The sequence below is a fragment of the Microbacterium sp. WCS2018Hpa-23 genome, from assembly GCF_031843845.1.
Taxonomy (GTDB): Bacteria; Actinomycetota; Actinomycetes; order Actinomycetales; family Microbacteriaceae; genus Microbacterium.
On the sequence record NZ_JAVTIZ010000004.1, the window covers coordinates 298487 to 313082 of the forward strand.

The 14596-nt window shown below is 67.8% G+C and carries 14 protein-coding genes; 3 read left to right on the plus strand and 11 right to left on the minus strand.

All coding sequences use genetic code 11. The features are described 5' to 3' along the window. Positions 1-34 precede the first annotated feature (34 nt). From def to RQG77_RS08955, 3 genes are all read right to left on the minus strand, one after another. Entirely contained in the window at positions 35-526 is a 492-nt protein-coding gene (gene def / locus RQG77_RS08945; protein ID WP_311244403.1) for a peptide deformylase, read from the minus strand. Then, positions 526-2709, minus strand: coding sequence for an AAA family ATPase (locus RQG77_RS08950; protein ID WP_311244404.1), 2184 nt, complete (start codon positions 2707-2709; stop codon positions 526-528). Before RQG77_RS08950 ends, def begins: the two co-directional genes overlap by 1 nt. Before the next feature lie 66 nt (positions 2710-2775). Beyond that, positions 2776-6183 (minus strand): pyruvate carboxylase, encoded by a 3408-nt coding sequence (locus RQG77_RS08955; RefSeq protein WP_311244405.1) that lies wholly within the window; start codon positions 6181-6183, stop codon positions 2776-2778. 93 nt (positions 6184-6276) lie between these two features. Between RQG77_RS08955 and RQG77_RS08960 the strand changes: the two genes are divergently transcribed. Next, entirely contained in the window at positions 6277-7089 is an 813-nt protein-coding gene (locus tag RQG77_RS08960) for a ParA family protein (RefSeq protein WP_311244406.1), read from the plus strand. An 80-nt stretch (positions 7090-7169) separates the two neighbouring features. On the opposite strand, the gene RQG77_RS08965 is transcribed toward RQG77_RS08960, so the two are convergent. From RQG77_RS08965 to RQG77_RS08975, 3 genes are all read right to left on the minus strand, one after another. Continuing rightward, complete coding sequence (locus RQG77_RS08965; RefSeq protein WP_056306955.1) at positions 7170-7715, minus strand: MerR family transcriptional regulator; 546 nt, start codon at positions 7713-7715, stop codon at positions 7170-7172. Between the two features lie 99 nt (positions 7716-7814). Further along, positions 7815-8501 (minus strand): MerR family transcriptional regulator, encoded by a 687-nt coding sequence (locus tag RQG77_RS08970; protein WP_311244407.1) that lies wholly within the window; start codon positions 8499-8501, stop codon positions 7815-7817. Next, complete coding sequence (locus RQG77_RS08975; RefSeq protein ID WP_311244408.1) at positions 8501-8986, minus strand: FHA domain-containing protein; 486 nt, start codon at positions 8984-8986, stop codon at positions 8501-8503. The genes RQG77_RS08970 and RQG77_RS08975 overlap by 1 nt, the downstream gene beginning before the upstream one ends. A 99-nt stretch (positions 8987-9085) precedes the next feature. On the opposite strand from RQG77_RS08975, the gene RQG77_RS08980 reads away from it, so the two are divergent. Beyond that, complete coding sequence (locus RQG77_RS08980; protein ID WP_311244409.1) at positions 9086-9736, plus strand: copper resistance protein CopC; 651 nt, start codon at positions 9086-9088, stop codon at positions 9734-9736. Between the two features lie 9 nt (positions 9737-9745). Then, entirely contained in the window at positions 9746-11143 is a 1398-nt protein-coding gene (gene lpdA / locus RQG77_RS08985) for a dihydrolipoyl dehydrogenase (RefSeq protein WP_042538477.1), read from the plus strand. A 57-nt stretch (positions 11144-11200) separates the two neighbouring features. On the opposite strand, the gene RQG77_RS08990 is transcribed toward lpdA, so the two are convergent. The 5 genes from RQG77_RS08990 to RQG77_RS09010 are packed head-to-tail and all read right to left on the minus strand — an operon-like array spanning position 11201 to position 14481. Then, positions 11201-11920, minus strand: coding sequence for a methyltransferase domain-containing protein (locus tag RQG77_RS08990; protein WP_311244410.1), 720 nt, complete (start codon positions 11918-11920; stop codon positions 11201-11203). After that, complete coding sequence (locus RQG77_RS08995; protein ID WP_311244411.1) at positions 11917-13071, minus strand: type III polyketide synthase; 1155 nt, start codon at positions 13069-13071, stop codon at positions 11917-11919. The genes RQG77_RS08990 and RQG77_RS08995 overlap by 4 nt, the downstream gene beginning before the upstream one ends. 54 nt (positions 13072-13125) lie before the next feature. Beyond that, positions 13126-13770 carry a CYTH domain-containing protein gene (locus RQG77_RS09000; protein ID WP_311244412.1) on the minus strand — a complete coding sequence of 215 codons (645 nt, stop codon included), beginning with the start codon at positions 13768-13770 and terminating at the stop codon, positions 13126-13128. After that, positions 13763-13975, minus strand: a complete 213-nt coding sequence (locus RQG77_RS09005) for a response regulator (RefSeq protein ID WP_311244413.1) — start codon at positions 13973-13975, stop codon at positions 13763-13765. The genes RQG77_RS09000 and RQG77_RS09005 overlap by 8 nt, the downstream gene beginning before the upstream one ends. A gap of 35 nt (positions 13976-14010) precedes the next feature. Further along, complete coding sequence (locus RQG77_RS09010) at positions 14011-14481, minus strand: A24 family peptidase (protein ID WP_311244414.1); 471 nt, start codon at positions 14479-14481, stop codon at positions 14011-14013. Positions 14482-14596 lie beyond the last annotated feature (115 nt).

Here is a 14596-nt window from a genome sequence, read left to right on the forward strand (position 1 = left end):
GCCGGAGCGGGGTCCTTCTCATATGTGCGGTTGCTCAGAACCAGTCGCTCTCGCGCACCTCGCGCATCGCGCGCTTGCGCGTCTCGGCATCCAGTCGCGTGAGATAGAGCTTGCCGTCGAGGTGATCGGTCTCGTGCTGCAGCGCTTGGGCCAGAAGCCCATCGCCTTCGAGCACGACCGGCTCGCCGTCGAGGTCGATGCCTTCGACTCGCGCCCAGGGGTGGCGCATCGCATCGTGCCAGAGCCCGGGCACGGAGAGGCATCCCTCCCCCGTCGGCACAGGCTCGCCGCGCACCTCGGTCAGCACCGGATTGAGCACATAGCCGATATCGCCGTCGATGTTGTAGCTGAAGGCGCGAACGGCGACTCCGATCTGGGGAGCCGCCACGCCCGCACGCCCCGGAACCTCCACGGTGTCGATCAGATCGGTCACCAGGGCGCGCACGCCGTCGTCGATGTCGTCGATCGGGCTGCACACGGTACGAAGCACGGGGTCTCCGAAGACCCGGATCTCGCGAACCGACATCAGGCGCCCTTCGCCCGAATGCCCTCGACGAGCAGCGCAGCGAGCTCTCGCGCCGCCACGCGTGTCTCGGGCTGGAGGTTCGCGAACACGATTGTTCCGCCTCCGGCGATCTGCGCGTCGTAGGGCATCCGCACCACGTTCTTCGCGCGCGTACGGAAGTGCGCCTCGAGTTCGTTGAGACGCACGAGCGGCGCCCCGGGCGTCGATTGGTTCAGCACCACGACCGCATCGCGCGCCTGCTCGGCATATCCGTTGCTCTCGAGCCACGTGAGTGTCTCGGATGCGAGGCGAGCCTCGTCGACGCTGAGCCCCGACACGATCACGAGCTGATCGGCAAGGTCGAGTGTGGCCGACATCACCGAATGGACGATGCCCGTTCCCGTGTCGGTCAGGACCAGCGAGTAGTAGTGGGCAGCGACCCCGGCGACATCCCGGTAGTCACTGTCGCTGAACGCCTCCGCGATGCGGGGGTCGGAATCGGAGGCGAGAACGTCGAGTCGGGTCGCATCGCGAGCGACGATCGCGGAGATGTCGTGATAGCCCCGCACCTCGTCGTGGATGCGCACGAGATCACGCACCGTCTTGTTGTGATGAGGGCGCACGACGCGCTCGGCGAGCGTGCCGCGATCGGGATTCGCGTCGACGGCGATCACTCGATCGTCACGCGCATCCGCGAGTGCCATGCCGAGCAGCGCGGTGATCGTCGTCTTTCCGACGCCGCCCTTGCGCGACAGCACCGGGATGAATCGAGCGCCCCCGATGATCGGAGCGGCGATCCTGGCGCTCAGCGCCTTGCGCTGACGCGCGCGCTTGCCGTCGCCGATGTTGATCCGACGGCCGGAGATCGTATAGAGGAAGTGACTCCACGCGCCTTCCGGTTCCGGCTTGGTGAGCCGGTGCGGATCGAGCAGCCGATCCGCGGTGAGGAGGTCTGCGCTCTCGCGCGACGAGTCTCCGAGGTCGTCCAGGCGCTTCGACGCGAGCTGCACCTCGGCGCGGCCGGCACGGGTGGCCTGTGCGGGGGCCGACGCCTTCTTGGGTTGTTCCACTGGCTGGCTCTCCTTCTTGGCGAGTGATGCCGCGGCCGCCGATCGGCGCGAGCCGCGCCCGGCGTCGAGGTCGGCACGCGCCCTCGCGATGAATGCCGCGGCAGCCGCGGCCTCCTGGGCCACCACGTCGGCGCCCGTGGAGTCCGCCGTGGCGGTCGACGCGACCGGCGTAGATGCAAGAGAGTCGCGCTCGATCTCTCGCTCACGAGTGATCCGGGGCTCCGGCTCGGGCTCGGGCTTCGGCTGTGGCTCCGGCTCCGGCTCCGGCTCCGAGACGGTCTGCAACTCGGGTTCAGACACCGCTTCGAGCTCAGGTTTGGCCTCAGAGACGGGCTCGGGCTCGGTCTCCGAATCCGGCTCCTCTGCGAGAGCGGGCCCGGAATCGGGCTCGGAATCACCGGCAGGCTCAGTCTCGGAGACATCCTGAGCCGGCTCAGCCTCGAGGTGCGCCTCGGGTGCGACCTCAGACGACGTGGCGATCGCGACGTCGGCAGCGAGCTCGGGATCGGGCTCCGCCTCGGCCTCGGCCTCCGGCTCGAGCTCGGGATCACGCTCCGGCTCGGGCTCGGGCTCGGGCTCGGGCTCGATGTCATCCTCGACTTCGGCGTTCGGCACGGCCACTGCGTCGGGCTCGGTCGAGCGGTCGGGTAGAGCAGCCGCAGCAGGCTCGTCCTCGCCCAGGACCTCGTCGTTCTCAGCCTCAGCCTCAGCCTCAGCCTCAGCCTCGGCCTCGATGTCATCCTCGACTTCAGGTTCCGGCTCCGGCTCCGGCTCCAGCTCCGGCTCCGGCTCCGGCTCAGCACCGGACTCCGCAGCCGTATCCGCAGGTTCTGCGGGCAGCTCGATGATCATCGGGGCAGACCCCAGCACGGGCTGCGAGATCTCCGCCGCCGCAGCGGTCTCGGCGGCCGCCTTGGCAGCGGCCACGGGCTCGTCGATGACCAGATCAGCGACGACCTCGCCGTCGACGACGCTGTCGTCTTCGAGGTCGTCATCGTCGTCCTTCGGGAGGATGACACTCACCTGAGCGGTGTTGCCGAGGATGCCGATGCCCGAGGTGTCCAGGGATGCGGCGTCGTCGAGCACCCCTCTGGACTCCTCGTCCGGCGTTTCTGCCACGTTCTTCGGGGTCACGTTGTCGCTCCAAGCTTGTGCGGGCCTCGGGTGCGCTGCGTCGAGCGCGGCCTCGCCCGCACAAGATTAGTGCGCCGGGCTGATGACGACCAAAAGATCTCCTGCTTCGACCTGCTGCGTCGGCCCGATGGCGAGGCGTTCGATCACCCCGTCGACGGAGGCGGTGATGGCCGCCTCCATCTTCATGGCTTCGATGGATGCGACCGGTTCCCCTGCCCGCACCGCGGTGCCGACCTCGACCTTGAGCGTGACCACACCGGAGAACGGGGCGGCCACGTGACCTGCGACCGACGTGTCGGCCTTCTCGACCTCATGGGTGTCGACGGCCACCGCCCTGTCTCTCACGAACACCGGTCGAAGCTGACCGTTGAGGGTGGTCATCACCGTGCGCATGCCCTTGTCGTCCGCGTCGCCGATGGCCTCGAGACCGACGAACAGCTGCACTCCTCGGTCGATCTCGACCAGATGCTCCTGCCCCTGCACGAGTCCGTAGAGATAGTCGCTCGTGTCGAGCACCGAGAGATCGCCGAACTGCTCCCTCATCTGAGTGAACTCGCGCATCGGAGCCGGGAACAGAAGGGTGTTCAGGCGAGCCCGACGTGTGGCGCTGTCAGCCGCGAGCGCGGCTTCGTCATCCGCCGAGATCTCGGTGAGTCCGGTGCGCACCGACCGACCGGCCAGTACCTTCGTGCGGAAGGGCTCAGGCCAGCCGCCGGGGAGGTCTCCGAGCTCGCCCGCCATGAATCCGACGACGGAATCCGGCACGTCGTACTTCTCGGGGTTCGCCTCGAAGTCTGCGGGATCGGCCTTGACCGCCGCGAGGTGCAGCGCCAGGTCGCCGACGACCTTCGACGACGGAGTGACCTTGGGAACACGTCCGAGGATGCGATCGGCGGCGGCATACATGTCCTCGATGAGCTCGAAGTCGTCTGCGAGGCCCAGCGCCTTCGCCTGCTGTCGGAGGTTGGACAGCTGGCCACCCGGGATCTCGTGACGGTAGACGCGCCCCGTGGGCCCGGGCAGCCCGGACTCGAACGGCGCGTAGACCCGACGGACGGCCTCCCAGTACGGTTCGAGGTCCGAGACGCTGCCGAGGTCGATGCCGCTGTCGCGGTCGGTGTGCGCGAGCGCCGCGACGAGCGACGAGAGCGACGGCTGACTCGTCGTGCCGGAGAGCGGTGCGGACGCCGCATCCACCGCATCCACGCCTGCAGCGCTGGCGGCCAGAAGGGTCGCGAGCTGTCCCCCGGGGGTGTCGTGCGTGTGGAGGTGGACGGGAAGCTCGAAGCGCTCTCGCAGTGCTGCGACGAGCTTCGCCGCTGCGGCGGGGCGCAGCAGTCCCGCCATGTCCTTGATGGCGATGATGTGGGCGCCGGCCGCGACGATCTGATCCGCGAGTTTCAGGTAGTAGTCGAGCGTGTAGAGGTCCTCGGCGGGGTTGAGAAGATCTCCGGTGTAGCAGAGCGCCACCTCGGCGACCGCTGTACCGGTGTTCCGGACGGCCTCGATCGCCGGGCGCATCTGCTCGACGTCGTTCAGCGCGTCGAAGATCCGGAAGATGTCGACGCCGCTGGCCGCCGCCTCCTGCACGAACGCCTCGGTCACGGCCGTCGGGTACGGCGTGTACCCCACCGTGTTGCGTCCGCGGAGCAGCATTTGGATCGCGACGTTCGGCAGAGCGGCCCGGAGCTTGTCGAGGCGCTCCCACGGGTCCTCCCCGAGGAACCGCAGTGCGACGTCGTAGGTCGCTCCGCCCCAGGCCTCGACCGAGAGCAGTCCGGGCGTCATCCTGGCGATGTGCGGGGCGACGGCGACGAGGTCCCGTGTGCGCACCCGGGTGGCGAGCAGCGACTGGTGCGCATCGCGGAACGTCGTATCGGTGATGGCGAGAGCACTCTGCTCGCGCAGGCTTCTGGCGAATCCCTCGGGGCCGAGCTCGAGGAGCCGCTGGCGCGACCCCGCGGCGGGTTCGACGGAGAGGTCGATCGCCGGCAGCTTGGTCCGCGGGTCGAGCGACCCCGGGTGCGTGCCATGCGGCTTGTTGACCGTGACGTCGACGAGCCAATTGAGGATCCTCGTGCCGCGGTCCTTCGACTCGCGGCCCCGCAGCAGGTCGGGGCGCTCGTCGATGAACGAGGTGCTCACGTCTCCGGCGATGAACGCGTCATCGTCCAGCAGCGCCTGCAGGAAGGGGATGTTCGTCGAGACGCCGCGGATGCGGAACTCCGCCAGCGCACGCCGTGCGCGGGCGACGGCCGCCGGGAAGTCGCGACCACGGCAGGTCAGCTTCGCCAGCATCGAGTCGAAGTGCGGGCTGATCTGCGCGCCCTGGTGGACGGTGCCGCCGTCGAGGCGGATGCCGGCGCCGCCGGGCGAGCGGTAGGTCGTGATCTTGCCGGTGTCTGGGCGGAACCCCTGCGTCGGGTCCTCGGTCGTGATGCGGCACTGCAGAGCTGCGCCCCGCACGTGCAGATTCTTCTGCTCGAGTCCCAGCTCGGCGAGCGTCTGACCGGCCGCGATGCGCATCTGGCTCTGCACGAGGTCGACGTCGGTGACCTCTTCTGTGACGGTGTGCTCGACCTGGATGCGCGGATTCATCTCGATGAAGACGACCTCGCCGGTGCGCTCCCCCGCGGTCTCCAGGAGGAACTCCACAGTCCCGGCATTCTCGTACCCGATCGAGCGGGCGAACGCGACCGCGTAGCCGTGGAGGGCGGAGCGGATGCTGTCATCGAGGTTCGGGGCCGGTGCGATCTCGACCACCTTCTGGTGGCGACGCTGCACCGAGCAGTCGCGCTCGAAGAGGTGGACGGTCTCCCCGGACTTGTCGGCGAGGATCTGGACCTCGATGTGGCGCGGCCGGAGCACGGCCTGCTCGAGGAACATCCGCGGGTCCCCGAAGGCGCTCTCGGCCTCGCGCATCGCCTCGGCGAGTGCGGGGGCGAGCTCAGCGGACGTCTCGACCCGACGCATACCCCGTCCGCCACCGCCTGCTACGGCCTTGGCGAAGAGCGGGAACCCGATCTCGGCAGCCTGCGCGACGAGTGCATCGACGTCGTCGGATGCCTCGGTCGACCGGAGCACGGGGACGCCGGCCTCGATCGCGTGGCGTTTGGCCTCGACCTTGTTGCCTGCCATCTCGAGGACCTTCGCCGGCGGGCCGATGAAGGTGATGCCGTTCGCTGCGGCTTTCTCGGCAAGCTCCGGGTTCTCGGAGAGGAAGCCGTAACCGGGGTAGATCGCATCCGCCCCGGCATCCTTCGCGACGCGGATGATCTCATCGACGTCGAGGTAGGCGCGCACAGGATGGCCACGCTCGCCGATCTCGTACGCCTCGTCGGCCTTGAGCCGATGAACCGACCCGCGGTCCTCATGAGGGAAGACGGCGACCGTCCTGGCACCGACCTCGAATGCCGCACGGAAGGCACGGATCGCGATCTCGCCGCGGTTCGCCACAAGGATCTTCTGGAACATGCACACCTCTGGGGGCTCGATGCACGCCTGAATCGTCGCGCATGGGGCGGGGCTGAGTGTGCACCCAGCCTAGGGGAAGGTAACGTGGTGTTCGTGCACGTACTCAGCGTCAGCTCTCTCAAGGGAGGCGTCGGCAAGACGACCGTGACCCTCGGCTTGGCCTCAGCGGCCTTCGCCCGTGGTGTCCGAACGCTCGTCGTCGACCTCGACCCGCAGTCCGATGTGTCCACCGGAATGGACATCCAGGTGGCAGGTCGGCTCAACATCGCCGATGTCCTGGCGAACCCGAAGGAGAAAGTCGTCCGTCAGGCGATCACCTCCAGCGGTTGGGCGAAGGTGCACCCCGGAACGATCGATGTGCTGATCGGAAGCCCCTCTGCGATCAACTTCGACGGACCGCACCCGAGCGTGCGCGACGTCTGGAAGCTCGAAGAGGCGCTGGCTGCCGTCGAGGCGGACTACGACCTGGTCCTCATCGACTGCGCGCCCTCGCTGAATGCCCTCACCCGCACAGCCTGGGCCGCGAGTGACCGCGTGATGGTCGTCACCGAACCCGGCCTCTTCTCCGTCGCCGCGGCCGACCGTGCTCTCCGCGCGATCGAGGAGATCCGTCGAGGTCTCTCCCCACGCCTGCAGCCGCTCGGCATCGTGGTCAACCGCGTGCGCCCTCAGTCGATCGAGCACCAGTTCCGCATCAAGGAGCTGCGCGACATGTTCGGTCCGCTCGTCCTCTCCCCTCAGCTGCCCGAGCGCACGTCGCTGCAGCAGGCACAGGGTGCGGCCAAGCCGCTCCACATCTGGCCGGGCGACTCGGCTCAGGAACTCGCCTCCGACTTCGATCAGCTGCTCGACCGGATCATCCGCACTGGCCGCATCCAGGTCGCGGAATCGGGCGCACAGGCCTGACGACTTCAGACAGCAGAACGGCCATCCTCTCGCGAGGGTGGCCGTTTCTTCGTCTGTGTGCGGCGTGAAGCCGCGGATGCTCAGGCGGAGCGCTTGGTGCGGCGCGCCGACAGCTCGTCGACCGGGTCCGGCGAGGTCGCATCGAACGCGACCAGAGTGGACTCCACCTCGCGGAGGACCTTTCCGACAGCGATGCCGAAGACGCCCTGACCGCGGCTGACCAGGTCGATGACCTCGTCGTTCGAGGTGCAGAGGTAGACGGAGGCGCCGTCGCTCATCAGGGTCGTTCCCGCGAGATCGCGGATGCCCGCGCGGCGGAGCTCGTCGACCGCGGTGCGGATCTGCTGCAGCGAGATGCCCGTGTCGAGCAGGCTCTTCACGAGCTTGAGCACGAGGATGTCGCGGAAGCCGTAGAGGCGCTGCGAGCCGGAGCCGCTCGCGCCACGAACGGTGGGCTCCACCAACTCGGTGCGTGCCCAGTAGTCCAGCTGACGGTAGGTGATGCCCGCTGCACGAGCAGCTACAGCACCGCGGTAGCCGACCTCGTCATCCATCGCCGGCAGACCGTCGGTGAAGAGGAGTTCGGGTACGAACCGCGGGTCGCCTGCACGCTCATCCGCATTCATCTGAATTCCTCCCTGGAGCCGTTACCTCCACGCTAGAGCAGCCCTCCGGCACCGGCAATGACATCCGTGCGACACCGAAGGTGTGTCGCAATCAGTTCGTTACGAAAGCAACCGTGCGATCGCGTCTTTGACGAAGAGCGAACGGACTTCGTCGATCTTGGCGGCCAGATTAGGGGCCATGTCGCTCGCCTTGGCGCGCGACGCGGCGTCGGTGCGGCGCAGCAGAGAAGACATGGCCGATTCGATCAACGCGACCTCACGTTCGGCGCCCTGTCGCAGCGAGCGGAGGTGCCGAGGCTCGATGCCGTGACGGTCGAGAGCGACCAGGCCGCGCAGCAGCGTGACCGTGGATTCCGGGTAGTTCTCCTGCGCCACGATCACGCCGGTGCTGATCGCGTCGTTGAGCAGCTGCGGGCCCGCGCCTGCCGCCGACAGGAGTTCGCTTCGACGGTAGCGACGCGGCGTCGGGGTGATCGAGGGCGGCGGCACGAGAGCCGCGGATTCGCCGTTCGCCTCGGCCTCGTCGAGCTGATCGCGGATGACGCTGAGAGGAAGGTAGTGGTCCCGCTGCAGCGTGAGACCGAGGCGCAGTCGCTCGATGTCTGCCTGCGAGAACTTGCGGTAGCCCGACTCGGTGCGCGACGGCGTGACGATCCCCTGGACCTCGAGGAAGCGGAGCTTGCTCGAGGTGAGCTCGGGGAACTCTGGCGTGAGTCGCGCCAGGACCTGACCGATGCTCAGAAGACCCGCGGACGCCGAGCGTTCGCGGGCGGGGGAAGCCGCCATCAGTCGATCGCCGCGACGCGATCGACGGGAGAGGCGAAGAAGTTCAGCCGGAACTTGCCGACGCGAAGCTCGGTGCCGTCGACCAGAGCACTGCGGTCGACGCGCTCACCGTTCACGTACGTGCCGTTGAGGGAGCGCTGATCGATGATCTCGAAGGTCGAGCCGGTGCGGGTGACCTCGGCGTGACGACGCGAGACCGTCACATCGTCGAAGAAGATGTCCGCCTCGGGGTGGCGACCCACGGTCGTCACGTCCGTGTCGAGCAGGTAACGCGCACCCGCCAGTGCTCCGGAGCGCACCAGCAGCAGTGCGGAACCGGAGGGAAGGGCCGAGATGGCGGTCTGCTCCACATCCGTCAGCTCCGCGCCGAAGGGCACGAAGGAAAGGTCCGAGTCATGCCCGAACGTCTGCGTCACGTCGTGCCTCTGCTCGCCGGCACGATGGATCGCGGCGTCTCCGCCCGATCGGGTTTCGCTGTCTGTCACTTTGCCCTCCTAGTCCTCCAGACTAACTGATCAGCGACCCCGTGCGGGAGCTCCCTTCACACTCAGCCATCCCATACCGATGCTTCATAGGCTGGGCATGTGAAAACCACAGCTCGCCGCCTCCCCGCAGCCCCGATCGCTCTCGCAGCAGCCCTTCTGACAGCGTTCCTGGTGCTGTTCGTACCGCTCTCCGCGTCAGCGCACGACAGCCTCATCGCGTCGTCCCCCGAGGCGGACAGCACTGTCGACACCCTTCCGGCCGAACTCACCCTCACGTTCAGCGCGAAGCTCATCGACGGCGACGGCGCGACCGAGATCGTGGTGACGGATCCCGCCGGCACTTCCGTCACCGATGGCGCACCGACCCTGAACGGTGCGATCGTCACCCAGCCGCTCGCGTCCGAAGCGCCGGCCGGCCCCTATCACGTGATCTGGAAGGTCGTCTCGAGCGACGGCCACCCCACCTCCGGCGAGTTCGACTTCACCGTCACGACCGGTACGGAGAACACCCCCACCGCGGAGCCGACGGCATCGCCCACGGCCGCGGAGCCGACTCCCGCCGCGACCGCCGGCCCCGGAACGGACGTCACGTCCGCACCGGAGGAGAGCGACTCGTCCCCCGCGACGACCATGATCTGGGTGCTCGGGATCGCCGGTGGGCTCGTGATCGTCGGCATCGTCGTCTGGCTCGTGATCCGCGGTCGCCGCAGCCCCGGATCGACCGATTCCGACGTCCCCACGGAGCGATAGGCTTAAGGCATGCCACACTACGATGTCGTCATCCTCGGTGCAGGTCCTGGCGGATACGTCGCTGCGGTTCGCAGCGCGCAGCTCGGTCTGTCCACCGCCATCATCGAAGAGAAGTACTGGGGTGGTGTGTGCCTCAACGTCGGCTGCATCCCCTCCAAGGCTCTTCTGAAGAACGCGGAGCTCGCACACACGCTCAACCACAAGGCCGACTTCTTCGGCATCTCGGGTGAGTTCACGATCGACTACGGCAAGGCGTTCGACCGCAGCCGTGTCGTCGCAGACGGTCGCGTCAAGGGCATCCACTTCCTGATGAAGAAGAACAAGGTGACCGAGTACGACGGTCGCGGCACCTTCACCGGCCCGAAGGCGATCTCTGTCGCCAAGGCCGACGGTTCGACCGAAGAGGTCACCTTCGACAACGCGATCATCGCGACCGGATCGAAGGTGCGACTGCTCCCGGGCGTCCAGCTCAGCGACAACGTCGTGACGTACGAGGAGCAGATCCTCTCGCGCGAGCTGCCGAAGTCGATCGTCATCGTCGGCGCCGGCGCCATCGGCATGGAATTCGCTTACGTGATGACCAACTACGGCGTCAAGGTCACGATCATCGAGTTCCTCGACCGCGCTCTCCCCAACGAGGATGCGGACGTGTCGAAGGAGATCGCGAAGCAGTACAAGAACTACGGCGTCGACATCCTGACCTCCACCAAGGTCGAGTCCGTCGTCGACAACGGCTCGTCCGTCACCGTCTCGTACACCGGCAAGGACGGGCAGCAGTCGTCGATCGAGGCCGACAAGGTGCTCATGTCCGTCGGCTTCGCCCCGAACATCGAGGGCTTCGGACTCGAGGCCACCGGCGTGAAGCTCACCGAGCGCGGTGCGATCGACATCGACGACCACATGCGCACCAACGTCGAGGGCATCTACGCGATCGGCGACGTCACCGCCAAGCTGCAGCTCGCGCACGTGGCAGAGGCTCAGGGTGTCGTCGCGGCAGAGACCATCGGCGGCGCAGAGACCCAGACGCTCGGCGACTACCGCATGATGCCCCGCGCGACGTTCTGCTCGCCGCAGGTCGCCTCGTTCGGCCTCACCGAGCAGCAGGCCAAGGACGAGGGGCGCGAGATCAAGGTCGCGACGTTCCCCTTCATGGCGAACGGCAAGGCGCACGGACTCGGCGAGCCCGTCGGCTTCGTCAAGCTGATCGCCGACGCCGAGCACCTCGAGCTCATCGGCGCCCACATGATCGGCCCCGACGTCTCCGAGCTCCTGCCCGAGCTGACACTGGCGCAGAAGTGGGACCTCACCGCTCTCGAGCTGGCCCGCAACGTGCACACCCACCCGACTCTGTCGGAGGCGCTGCAGGAGGGCTTCCACGGCCTCGCGGGTCACATGATCAACTTCTGATCCCACCCGATCAGCACGAAGGCCCGGCACGCTCACGCGTGACCGGGCCTTCCTGCGTCACCGTCCGGTGCCGGCGTCGCGCCTCAGCTCGAGTCGCGACGGAAGAGCGAACCGCACGGTCCACCCGGACGGCGCGATCGACGCCAGCTCTTTCGACGTGTAAGAGCGGCGGATGCTGATGAGGCCGTCCTCGCGGATGAACGATCCTCGGAAGAGCGTTCCCGACAAGAGCCAGGTCACCGCACTGTAGAGCGCGTACGCGGCCCTGCTTCGGGCGATGTCGCGATGCACCACGATCCCGTCCTCGCCGACGAGCCGTCGCGAGTCGAGCAGCAGGCTCTGCAGCTCCTGTTCCGTGAGGTGATGGAGCAGGTGGTTCGAGAAGACGATGTCGTACTGCTGCCCCTCCGCGACGAGTTCCTCCGACAGAGCGCAGCGGTACCGCACGCCGGATCCCCCGTCGTGACCGGCGGCCCACCGGATCGCGCGCTCATCCGCGTCCAGCGCGGTGATCTCGGCGGTCAGCCTGTCGCGCTGCAGTTTCGCCGCGATCATCCGGCAGACGTCGCCGCCGCCGGCCCCGATGTCGAGGATGCGGATAGGACCGCGCCGGGCACGGGGACGGATGTCTCGGCGATAGAACTCCCCCGGGCCCGACACCAGGGCGTTCACGACGCGGAAGCGCTCGTAGGTGCGCTCGAGCATGGCGATGTCCGCGTCGGGGTCGTCCATGAGCTCTCGCGCATCGGATGCGCGGGTCGAGAGGTCGTGACTCATGCGATGCCGGCGGCGACCGTCATCAGGGCGCTCTCGGCCGTCAGCCCCGGCCCGAAAGCCATCGCCGCGACGCGCGACCCCTCGGCTGCCCCGTCGTCCAGGATGCGCTTGATGACGAACAGGATCGTCGCGCTCGACATGTTGCCGTTCACCCGCAGCGTCTCGCGCGCTGGGTGCAGCTGAGTGTCCGAGAGATTCAGTCGCTCCTGCACCCGATCGAGAATGCTCCGGCCACCGGGGTGGATGGCCCAGTGCTCGACGCGATCCCCGACGCGCCCCTCGTCGAAGGCCTCGGCGAGTTCTCCTTCGCGGGCGTAGAGCGGGCGGATCGCCCCGACGATGGTCTCGCCGATGATCTGCGGCACCCTGGTCGACAGGATCATCTCGAAGCCGTTGTCGCCGATCGTCCAGGCCATGTCCTGCTCGCCCTCTGCGGCGATCGCCGTGTGGAAGCCGTCGAGGCGGACCCCCGGAGCAGGCGTGGGAAGATCACGAGCCGTGACGATGCCCGCGGCCGCTCCGTCGGCGAAGAGGGAGTTGGCCACGATGAGGTCAGGGTCCTCCGTCGATCTCAGGTGCACCGTGCACAGCTCTACGCTGACGACCAGGACCACTGCGTCGGGGTCGGCCGCGCAGAACTGGCTCGCGGCGCGGAGCGCCGGCATCGAGGCGTAGCAGCCCATGAAGCCCAGGTGATAGCGCTGCACGCTGTCCGGGAGCCCGAGCCCTCGCACGATCTCGTACTCCGGGCCGGGGGCGTGGAACCCCGTGCACGATGCCGTGATGACGTGCGTGACATCGGCGGCGGACACGTCGGGATCGGCATCCAGCGCGCGACGCGCGACCTCGACGAAGAGACGCGACGCCTCCCGCACGTAGAGGTCGTTGCGCGCCTTGGTGCCGGGTGAGCGGAGAAGGTTCTTATCCCGCTCGAAGAACATCGGCTCATCCGACTGGGGATGCCGCGAGAACTCGTCGATGACCGTGTGCCGTGTGTCTATACCCGAGCCGTTGAACGAGGCGCCGATGATCCGCTGCGCGAGCCTTCCGACATCCGGCTGCGAGGCGAAGATGTCGCGCACCTCGTTCTGCTCGAGGACGGTGTCGGGGACGATCGTCTGCAGCGAGCGGAGGACGGCGGAACGGCTCATGTCAGTCACTCAAGCACCATCGCGCGTCGAGACGGAAGGGGCTTGCGCCGTGTGTCAGAAACCGAGAGCACGGGCGAGCTTCGAGCCGGATGCCGCCTCACGACCGCCGACGGCGAAGATCGCCTTCTCGACGGCATCGAACAGTGCCGCACGCCCCGCTGCATCCGCCGGAGCGGCAGGGCCGAGTTCGAACTCCCACTCACGCCATTCGCGCCGGGCGTCCTGCCGCAGGTCCGTCGCGCGGACCCGATCGTCGACGAACTCGGCGATCACGCCGTCTGCACCCGAGAGCAGATAGGCGGTGCGGCTGTTCTCGATGCGCGCGAGCGGCGTCAGCCGTCCCGTCGTCCATCGGGAGAGGGTGTCGGTCACCGCATCCGGGATGCTGTCGTCGTCGCCCAGCGGCCAGCCGATCTCGAGACGCCCGTCGCCTTCGCGGGGCCCTTTGATGTGCCATCCGGCATCCGGGCCGCCGGTGCGGCGACGAAGCGCCACTCCGGCACGCGAGAGCTCGGCGTCATCGGTGTCGAGATAGCGGGCGTCGAGCTCGCGCACCTCGCCCTCGGACACCGCGTCGACACCGGGCAGCCCGTCCCACTCGGGAAGAGGCGTGGCCTCGTCGACGTCGTACTTGCGCTCGACCTCGACGACCATGGTCGGCTCGGAGCCGGACTGCGAAGGAGAGCCGCTCTCAGTCATCCGAAGGGTTGAGGTCCTCGAGGGACTCGTCGAACCAGTAGTCGATCTCGGTGGGGCCGTCGGCGTCGCCGGTGTTCTGCTCCTCGCCGCGTCGGTTGTACACCACCTGGGTCTCGCTGTAGGGGACGATCAGCTTGTCGTCCGCGTCGCCGAGAGGAATGATCTGCCCGTCGAGCGGGCCGCCGTGAAGTCGTGCGAGTGCCATGTGCTCACCCTATCCCCGTCGTCGCGGATGAGGGGTCATCCCCCGAGTATGCCCAGGAGCGCGCCGAGGATCATCCACGGCCCGAAGGCGATGCGCGTGGATCGGTCGGCCGCGTGCGATGCCATCAGCGCCAGCGCGTACAGCGCTCCGAGGACGAAGGCCGATGCCGCGCCCACGGCGAGCGCCTGCCAGCTGTGCCATCCGAGCACCAGACCGATCACCGCGGCGAGCTTCACGTCTCCCCCGCCCATCCCCTCTCGACCGAGCAGACGGAGCATCGCGTAGAAGCCGCCGAGGATCAGCATCCCGAGTGCGGCTCTGGTCAGCGCTCCACTGTCGCCGAGCACGAGGGCATCGGCCGCCGTGAGCGCGAGGAGGGCCGCGAGGGTCGGCAGGACGATCCGGTCCGGCAGCCGATGGGTACGGATGTCGACCACGACGAGCCGGCAGCCGACCGCGAACAGCACCAGGTGGACGGTCACGACGAGCACGCTGCGGAGATCCATCCCGGAAGGGTAGGAGAAGACGGATGCCGTCCTCGACCGGGTGTGGATAACCATCCGCCTCCATGTCGGAGGTTCGAACTATCGTGATCATCTCCAGTTGCTTTATTAGTACATA

Excerpts from the sequence above, each read along its gene's own strand:
- lpdA (WP_042538477.1), top strand. The coding sequence starts at position 9,746 with ATGCCACACTACGATGTCGTCATCCTCGGTGCAGGTCCTGGCGGATAC.
- RQG77_RS09000 (WP_311244412.1), bottom strand. The coding sequence starts at position 13,770 with ATGACTGAGAGCGGCTCTCCTTCGCAGTCCGGCTCCGAGCCGACCATG.
- RQG77_RS09010 (WP_311244414.1), bottom strand. The coding sequence starts at position 14,481 with ATGGATCTCCGCAGCGTGCTCGTCGTGACCGTCCACCTGGTGCTGTTC.
- RQG77_RS08970 (WP_311244407.1), bottom strand. The coding sequence starts at position 8,501 with ATGGCGGCTTCCCCCGCCCGCGAACGCTCGGCGTCCGCGGGTCTTCTG.
- def (WP_311244403.1), bottom strand. The coding sequence starts at position 526 with ATGTCGGTTCGCGAGATCCGGGTCTTCGGAGACCCCGTGCTTCGTACC.
- RQG77_RS08990 (WP_311244410.1), bottom strand. The coding sequence starts at position 11,920 with ATGAGTCACGACCTCTCGACCCGCGCATCCGATGCGCGAGAGCTCATG.
- RQG77_RS08965 (WP_056306955.1), bottom strand. The coding sequence starts at position 7,715 with ATGAATGCGGATGAGCGTGCAGGCGACCCGCGGTTCGTACCCGAACTC.
- RQG77_RS09005 (WP_311244413.1), bottom strand. The coding sequence starts at position 13,975 with ATGGCACTCGCACGACTTCACGGCGGCCCGCTCGACGGGCAGATCATT.
- RQG77_RS08995 (WP_311244411.1), bottom strand. The coding sequence starts at position 13,071 with ATGAGCCGTTCCGCCGTCCTCCGCTCGCTGCAGACGATCGTCCCCGAC.
- RQG77_RS08955 (WP_311244405.1), bottom strand. The coding sequence starts at position 6,183 with ATGTTCCAGAAGATCCTTGTGGCGAACCGCGGCGAGATCGCGATCCGT.